At 71.4% G+C, this 6316-nt stretch carries 5 protein-coding genes; 2 read left to right on the forward strand and 3 right to left on the reverse strand.

All coding sequences use genetic code 11. The annotated features are described in order from the left end of the window. Nucleotides 1-1095: vWA domain-containing protein (locus R6V09_RS43015; RefSeq protein ID WP_317886923.1), on the forward strand; the 1095-nt coding region annotated here is incomplete at its 5' end. Between the two features lie 80 nt (nucleotides 1096-1175). On the opposite strand, the gene R6V09_RS43020 is transcribed toward R6V09_RS43015, so the two are convergent. Continuing rightward, on the reverse strand, nucleotides 1176-2135 hold the full coding sequence (locus tag R6V09_RS43020) for a LysR family transcriptional regulator (protein ID WP_317886924.1): 960 nt from the start codon (nucleotides 2133-2135) through the stop codon (nucleotides 1176-1178). Between the two features lie 318 nt (nucleotides 2136-2453). Here R6V09_RS43020 and R6V09_RS43025 point away from each other — a divergent pair, with 318 nt between their 5' ends. Next, nucleotides 2454-3206 carry an NPP1 family protein gene (locus tag R6V09_RS43025; RefSeq protein WP_442810256.1) on the forward strand — a complete coding sequence of 251 codons (753 nt, stop codon included), beginning with the start codon at nucleotides 2454-2456 and terminating at the stop codon, nucleotides 3204-3206. 25 nt (nucleotides 3207-3231) lie between these two features. On the opposite strand, the gene R6V09_RS43030 is transcribed toward R6V09_RS43025, so the two are convergent. Both R6V09_RS43030 and R6V09_RS43035 read right to left on the reverse strand, forming a co-directional pair. After that, complete coding sequence (locus R6V09_RS43030) at nucleotides 3232-4647, reverse strand: FAD-binding oxidoreductase (protein WP_317886925.1); 1416 nt, start codon at nucleotides 4645-4647, stop codon at nucleotides 3232-3234. 102 nt (nucleotides 4648-4749) lie between these two features. Then, on the reverse strand, nucleotides 4750-6316 hold a 1567-nt coding region (locus R6V09_RS43035), incomplete at its 5' end, for a helix-turn-helix transcriptional regulator (RefSeq protein WP_317886926.1).

Consider the following 6316-nt stretch of genomic DNA (forward strand, 5'->3'; position numbering starts at 1 on the left):
CCCGGGACGCGCACGTCGCTGTACTGGACGGCGCGCGTCACTCTTGTACGCGACCATCCCGAACTGGCCCTCTTCGACCAGGTCTTCGACGCGGTCTTCGGGCAGTCCGTCCTCGCTCTCGACCCGAACGCGCGCCGAGACGGGCACGGCGCGGGCGCAAGCGGACGGGACGGGGCTCGGGCCGACGCCCTCCCCGGCACTCCCGTCGGCGGTGCCGGTCTGCCGTGGGTGACCCTGCCGCCCGCCGTGGACACCGCCGAACACCGTACGGACCACGCCCTGACCCTGCCCGAGCGGCTGCCGAGCGATCTGGCGGCGGCGGTGGACACACCGTTCGGTGAACTCGGCCCGGAACAGGCCGAGTTGCTCGGTCGCTGGCTGGAGGCGCGGCTGCGCGAGTGGCCCGTGCGCCGTACCAGGCGCCTCACCGTGCGGACGGGCGGTCACCGGGTGGCGGTCCGGGAGACGGTGGCCCGGGCCCGGCGCACCGGCTGGGAGCCCGTACGGCTGGTCCGGGCGGGACCGGTGGACCGGCCGCGCCGCGTCGTGGTGCTGTGTGACGTGAGCCGGTCGATGCAGGCGCAGGCGGTGGCGTATCTGTACCTGATGCGGGCCCTCGCGGTGTCGACCCGTGCCGAGGTCTTCGCGTTCGCCACGTCGTTGACCCGGCTCACGCCGGTGCTCGCGCACCGCTCGGCGCGGGAGGCCTTCGACGAGGCGTCGGAGCGGGTCACCGACCGGTTCGGCGGCACCCGCATCGCCCACTGCCTGGGCACGCTCCTCGCCTCGCACCACGGCGGCACCCTGCGCGGGGCGGTCGTACTGATCGCCTCGGATGGTTGGGACGGCGACCCACCGCACCGCTTGGCCACGGTCATGGCCAGACTACGACGCCGCGCCCACACGGTGATCTGGCTCAACCCCCGGGCCGCGGCCCCCGGCTTCACACCCCGCACGACGACGATGACGGCAGCCCTGCCGTACGTCGACCTACTGCTACCGGCCGACAGCTTCGGCGCACTGCTGCGGGTACCGGACGAGATCGCAAGCCTCGGGAGGCGGCGCGGGGCGCGCCCGTTAGGGGCGCGGGGCTGAATCGATATGCGGCTGCGCCGCGTGGGCGCGACCAGCCCCCACCGGCCCGCGGAAAACGGACCACAGACCGAGCGCAGCCCTCAACTCCACAACGTCACATGGATCGCAGGCCGAAATCGCCCAGCCGTAACCCCCGCACCACGCAGCATCGCCTGCGTGGCCCGCGGCGTGGTGACAAACCGCCGCAGCTCCGCGGCAGCGGGCGGCGCGTCACGGTCGGGCAGGGTGAGCAGGTTCCACGAACCGCGCGCGGGGAGTTGGGGGCCGCTGAGCCGACGGAGGTCACCCTCGGCGAGATCCTTCGTCACGGCGAAGGCGACCGCGAGAGCAACTCCTTTGCCGCGCTTGGCCTCGTCGACGGAGGCGGCATGGCTCTGGAAGATCCGCTGGTTGTGTTCGGGGATGCCAAGCCGGCGCAGTACCGACGGCACCATGCCTGTCCGCCCGACCGCCGAAGGACCCAACAGCCAGGTCTGCCCGCGCAGTTCGGCGGCACCGACACTCGTCGAGGTGGCAAGGGGATGGTCGGGCCCCACGACGGCGATCACCTGGTAGTTGAGGAAGTGCGTACAGGTCAGGGTGGAGTCGAGGGTGGCGGGGCGGGGTCCGACGGCCACGTCGACGGAGCGGGTGAGCAGCAGGGAGGCGAACTTCTGCGGGCTGTGCACGCTCAGTTCGACGTCGAGGTCGTCGGCGCGGCCCGCGAACAGTTCGATCAGGCCGGGTGCGGCGTGTTCGGCGAACAGGCTCGACGCGGCGACGCGCAGCAGTCGTCGGCCGGAGCCGGCCTGCCGTACCTCCAGGATCGTCCGGTCCTGCAGTCCCAGCAGTTCGGCGGCCCGGCTGGCCAGCCGCAGCCCGCCGGGGGTGAACGCGAGCCCGTTGGCCGTGCGGGCGAAGAGTTTGTCGCCGAGTTCTCTGCGCAGATGGGCGATGTGGATGGAGACGGCGGACTCGGTGACGGCGAGATCGGCCGCGGCGGCCTTGACGGAACCGAGGCGGACGGTCGCCGCGAAGGCCCGAAGCTGTGCCGGGGTCAACCAGAACCTCCCGCACTCACCACGGGTGCCCATTCACCTGTGCCGTGGACCTCAAATTAGCGCACCTGTTCGCCAAGAGCCATGGTCGCGCCGAGAGCCGCGGGAACACAGGAAAAGCACAGGTAGGAGAGTTCAGCGGTGCGCCAAAGCCCGTACATCGCAAGGGTGTTGACGTGCACACACCGGCCTGCGAAGGTCTGGACCTGGCGCAGCCAGTTGCGCCCCCACAGCCAAGAATCTGGAGTTGGCGTGCCACAACCCACACCCCCCACCGCAATCCCGGCAAGAGCCCCGAAGCCCCGGAGCCGTAGCCGGCGCCTGCGCCGTTCCGCCGTCGTCACCGTCCTCGGTGCGCTGGCCCTCGTGGTCGGACAGGCGACGGCCGCCCAGGCCTCCGTGCTGACGGCGCTCCCGCAGAACGCGGACGGCCTGGAGCAGACCTTCTCCCCCGCCTACGACTACGACGGCGACGGCTGCTACGCCACGGCCGCCATCGGCACGGACGGCACCATCAACCCCGGGCTGAAGCTCGGCGGTGACGTCAACGGGCACTGCCACGACCTCGCCCAGCTGAACAACTCGAACACGTACTCCCGGACGAAGTGCAACAACGACTGGTGTGCGGTGATGTACGCCAGTTACTTCGAGAAGGACCAGGTCACACTGGGCCCGGCGGCGATCGGTCACACCCACGACTGGGAGCACGTCGTGGTGTGGATCAAGGACAACACGGTCCAGTACGTGTCGGTGTCGCAGCACTCCGCGTACCAGGTGTCGGCGGCCTCGGGGGTGCGCTTCGACGGCACACACCCCAAGATCGTCTACCACAAGGACGGCATCGGCTCGCACGACTTCCGCTTCGCCAACACCAACGACGAGCCCGCGGAGAACGCCACCGGCAACTGGTTCTACCCGCGTCTGGTGGGCTGGAACGGCTACCCGGCGGGCCTCAAGGACAAGCTCCTGGCCGCGGACTTCGGTTCGGCCACGCTGAAGATCAGGGACAGCGACTTCAACTACGCCCTGTCCATCGCGGAGCCGTCCGGCATCTCGTTCGACCCGAACGCGTGATGCCGGCCCGGCCTCGGAACTGTTCTTACGGGCGGGTCTCGTAGCGCGGTTTCGGGGTCGGGTGGATGTTCTGGTTGAGGCGGAAGACGTTGTCCGGGTCGCGGTCGGCCTTGATTCGGGCCAGCCGTTCGTAGTTGCCGCGGTAGCTGGCCCGGACACGTTCCTGACCCTCGTCCATCATCATGTTCACGTAGGCGCCGCCCGCCGAGTACGGGTGCAGGGCCTCCTGGTAGTCGATGGACCACTGCTTGATGAGGCCCGCGTTGGCGGGGTCCCTGTCGACGCCGGCGAAGACGGATGCCCAGCGTGCGTCGCGATACGCCCACGGGGTCTCGTCGTTGCCGACGTCGTGGGCGGCGCCGTCGATCGGGTAGAGGTGCATCGTCGACTGCGGGGTGGGGACCTCGGCGCCGAACTTGGCGTGGAGTTCGACGGCCTCGTCGGGGATGTCGTTGACGAAGTCGGCCCGCCAGTACCACTGGTCGCCGGGCGGGTAGAGCCCGTCGAACATGCCCTGCATGTCGGGGTGTTGCATCGGTCCGGCCGCGTGCAGCAGCGGTGCGGGCAGTGCGGCGAGCAGTGGGGCCATCTCGCGTGCGGCGGCCTCGGTGTCGCCGCCGGTGTAGCACCACACGACGCCCGCCGTCTTGCGCAGCTGGATCTCCTCGGGGAACGGCGGGGCGGGCGGCACGCAGCCGTGCAGGAAGAAGGCGTTCAGCTCGCGGGGCGCGTTCGGCAGGAAGTCCCGGTAGGCGGTGAGGACTTCGGCGCTGATCTCGACCGGCCAGAAGGTGGGCCCGGCGACGACCGTGCTGATCTCGTGCAGGCGGAACAGGAACGAAGTGACGACGCCGAAGTTGCCGCCGCCGCCCCGGACCGCCCAGAACAGGTCGCTGTTCTCGTCCGAACTCGCTCGCACCCGGCTGCCGTCGGCGAGGACGAGGTCGGCCTCCAGCAGGTTGTCGATGGTCAGCCCGCACTTGCGGGTGAGGTGGCCGAGCCCGCCGCCGGTGGCGATGCCGCCGACGCCGGTGGTGGAGATGATGCCGCTGGGGGTGGCGAGCCCGTGCGCGTTGGTCGCGCGGTCCACCTCGCCCCAGACACAGCCGCCGCCGACCCGGACGGTACGGGCCGCGGGGTCAACGTGGATGTCCTTGAGCGGGGAGAGGTCGGCGACCACTCCCCCGTCGGTGGTGCCGAGTCCGGCTCCGTGGTGGCCGCCGCCGCGTATCGCGAGGGGCAGGTCGTGGGAGCGGGCGAAGGCGATCACGCGGGCCACGGCGTCCGCGTCGGCGCAACGAGCAATGAGCGCAGGCCGTTTGTCGATCATCGCGTTGTAGACGGCGCGGGCCGCCGGATAGGCGGCGTCGTCCGGACCGATCAACTCGCCGGTGAAGCCGGTCAGTTCATGGCGAGCGGCCTGTGCGGGTGTGCTGGACATGGGTCCCCCGTTTCGTGGTGCTCTGGATGACCTGCTTGTTCTATTTCGACCGGAACTGTGCGGTCATCCGTGCGCGTCACCCAGCTCGGCGGCGCCGGGTACCTACGTTTCGCCGCCGGGCAACAGGCCGAGCTCCGTGGCGCGGGCCGCGGCCTGCCGTCGGGTGGGTGCGTCGAGCTTCTCCAGTACGGCCCGCACATGGTTGTCGACGGTGCGGACGGACACGACGAGGCGGTTGGCGATCTCCGGGTTGGTCAGACCGTCCACGAGCAGGTGTACGACCTGGAGTTGGCGTTCCGTGAGACCGGCCGGGTTGCCCCGGGTCGCCGCGTGCGGGCCGCGCGGGACATGGCGGACGCCGAGGTGGCGCAGTTCGGCGCGGACGAGGCGGGCGAGGGGTTCGGCGCCGAGGGCGTCGAGTCGGGTGAGCGCGGTGAGTTTGTCGGCCGGGTCGGGGCTCTCCGCGAGCGCTGCGGCGTGTTCGTAGGGGCAGCCGGCCTGCTGCCACAGGTCCGCGGCCCGTTTCCAGTCGCCGGCGGCCTGCAACGCGTACGGGTGATCGCTGTCGTCGACGGTGACGGGGTGCCCGACCTTGCTCAGCCAGTAGCCGAGTTCGGCCCGATAGGGCCCGTGGCCCAGCCGCAGCGCCTGCGCGTGGACCGGCCCCGCCGCCTCGGCCGCCGCCAAGTGGTCGCCCCGCAGCCAGGCCGCCTCCGCCCGTACGGCCGCGACCGGCCCGGTGCGCTGCAACTCCCCTGCCCGTACGGCGATCTCCCAGGCCTGCGTGAGGAGTTCGTCGGCGCCGGGCCTGCCGCACCGGATGCGCACCCGGGCCAGGACGGTCAGCGCGGGACAGCGGGCCGGTACGAAGTCGTGCATCCCGTACTCGGCGTGCCGCTCGGCGTCCTCCCAGTCGGCGGCGGCGAGTCGGCGCATGGCCTGCTCGACGTGGAGGTAGTTGAAGAACCCCAAGTGCTCGGCCCGGTCGGCGAGTTCCATGGCCGGGGGCAGGTACCGGTCGGCCTCGGCGTACCGGAGGTTGTCGAGGAGGGACCAGATGATGTTGGCGTAGGACCGGCAGGCGTGTTCGACCTCGCCCGCGGCCAGCGCCACGGCGAGGCTCTCCTCCAACTGCCGCCGCCCGTCCGGGTCTCCGTCGCGCCAGCGTGCCGCGCCCACGTTGTTCAGGGCGTGGGCCAGGATCGCGGCGTCGTCCGCGCGGCGGGCCAGGGCGATGGCTCGCTCGCCGTGCGCGATGGCCTCGGCGTACCGGTCGGACAGCATCCGCAGTTGGGCGGTGTTGCTCAGCGCGAGGGCCAACAGGCGGTCGTCACCGGCGTGTTCGAGGACGTCGATGGCCTCCCGCGCCGCGTCCTGGGCCTCCTCCGCGTGGCCCGCCCACCAGTGGATGCGGGACAGCCAGCGCAGATCGGCGCCGAGGGCGAGTGTGTCGCCGAGCGAGCGGCGCAGGGCCACGGCGTCCTGCTGGGCGGCGACCGCCTCGACGGAGTCGGCGAGGGTGTAGCACTCCACGGCGTAGCGTTCGAGCAGGTCGGCGAGTTCGGCGGGGGTGTAGCGGTGCCTTTGCCGCAACACGAGCCGTAGATGGGCGGCGGCCTCGCGGTGGGCGCCGGCCTCGGTGGCGTCCCGGGCCGCGGCGGGGCCGTAG

Origin of the sequence: Streptomyces sp. W16 (assembly GCF_033194735.1) — a bacterium.
Lineage (GTDB): Bacteria > Actinomycetota > Actinomycetes > Streptomycetales > Streptomycetaceae > Streptomyces.

Bases quoted from the DNA above. Each gene is read 5' to 3' on its own strand.
- R6V09_RS43030 (WP_317886925.1), bottom strand. From the start codon at position 4,647: ATGTCCAGCACACCCGCACAGGCCGCTCGCCATGAACTGACCGGCTTC.